Consider the following 1,665-nt stretch of genomic DNA (forward strand, 5'->3'; position numbering starts at 1 on the left):
GGGTGAACGTGATCGCGAGGATCTCCTGCGGGCGCGCGCCGTCGAGCAGCGCCCGCACGATGCGCGACACCAGCATCCAGGTCTTGCCCGCGCCGGCGCAGGCCTCGACGACGACGCTGCGCTGCGGGTCGCAGGCGATCGCATAGAACGCCTCGCGCGAGACCGGCGCGCCGTCCGCCTGGTAGGCCGGGGCGTTCATCGCGCGCTCCATTGGTCTTTGCGGCACAGCCCGCGCGCCTCGCAGAACTCGCAGACGCGGCCCTCGCCGAGCGCCGGCAGCCCCGCGCCGGCGCGGATGCGGGCCAGCTCGCCGGCAAGCCCGTCGACCAGCGCCTGCGCGCTCGCCTCGACCTCGGGATGCACCACCTGGCGGATCTCCTGGCCGGCATCGAGCAGCAGGTAGACGGCCTGCAGCGGCGCCTCGGTGTGCGGGCGCATCAGCGCGGCGTAGAACGCGAGCTGCGTGTCTTCGAGCGGCTGGCGCACCTGCTGGCGCAGCGCGCTCTCGCTGCCGGTCTTGTAGTCGATCAGCTCCAGCACCCGCGCACCGGCTTCGCGGCGGTGGTCGACGCGGTCGATGCGGCCGTGCAGCGTGACGGCCGCCGGTGCCGGCAGCTCGACCTCGTGCGCCTGCTCGCCTTCGGCCCATTCGATGCCTTGCGCATCGCGCTCGTGCAGCCACGCGACATAGCGCGGCGCGAGCTGCTCGAAGCTGGCGCCGTAGGGCAGGAAATCCTCGTCGGCGAGGCCGGCGCGGTCCTGCATCGTGCGGCCCAGCTGCAGCAGCCGGTCGGTCTCGTCGGCCGGCGTGCCGGGGGCGGAGCGGGTCTCGTGGAAGGCCTGCAGCACCGCGTGCAGCCAGTTTCCGTAATCGCGCTTCTCGACCTCTTCATCGAGCTCGCCGGGCTCGCGCAGCTTCAGCAGGTGCAGCGCATGGAAGCGGTACGGGCAGGCGCGCAGCGCCTCGCAGGCACTGGCCGACAGCTTGCCGGGCAGCAGCGCGCCGGCCGACGGCGACGGCATGAAGACCGGCTGCGGCTCGATCGCCTGCGATGCGCGCGGATCGGCCCACGCGTCGAGGCTGCGCGACACCTTCTGCAGCGCGAGCGCCAGCCGCTCGACCAGCGGGCTGGCCGACAGCGGTTCGCTGCCGTCGACGTGCCGGCGCAGCAGCGTGACCTGCGCGGCATGCATCGCATGCGCGAACGACAGGGCCTCGCGCTCGCGGCGGCTGGCCGCGCTCGGCAGGCCGAGCGCGACGGCCTGCGCATCGCTGATGAACGGCAGCGGATCRACGCCGGCGCCCAGGTGGCGCTCGTCGGCCCCGGGCAGCACCAGCGCCGCGAACGGCCGCAGCGTGGCGTGCGCGAGCGGCGTGATCACGACCGCCGGCTGCGGCGGCGCCGGCGGCACGAACGAGGCCTCCTCGAGCACGCCGTCGACCCACTGGCGCAGCTGCTCCAGCGTCATCGAGGTCTGGCCCGCCTGCGCCGGCCAGCCGCTGCCCTCCGACAGCCGCAGCGCGGCCAGCACCTGGGCGCCGGCCGCATCCTCCGCCAGCGCCTCGGCGAGGCCGGCGGCGCGCAGCAAGGCCTGCAGCGCCTCGCACCACGCGCGCAGCGGCCGCCGGCCGGGCTCGGCGAGCGGCGCCAGCGCCTCGACCAG

General features: G+C 75.1%; 2 protein-coding genes. Both read right to left on the bottom strand.

Annotation, left to right across the window (positions count from 1 at the left end):
* On the bottom strand, window positions 1–199 hold a 199-nt coding region (locus tag AC1D15_RS30945; RefSeq protein WP_477829047.1), incomplete at its 3' end, for a UvrD-helicase domain-containing protein.
* The coding region (locus AC1D15_RS30950; RefSeq protein ID WP_477829048.1) for a RecB family exonuclease at window positions 196–1,665 on the bottom strand (1,470 nt) is incomplete at its 5' end. The genes AC1D15_RS30950 and AC1D15_RS30945, both read right to left, overlap by 4 nt.

Source organism: Rhizobacter sp. P2_H2 (assembly GCF_056403375.1).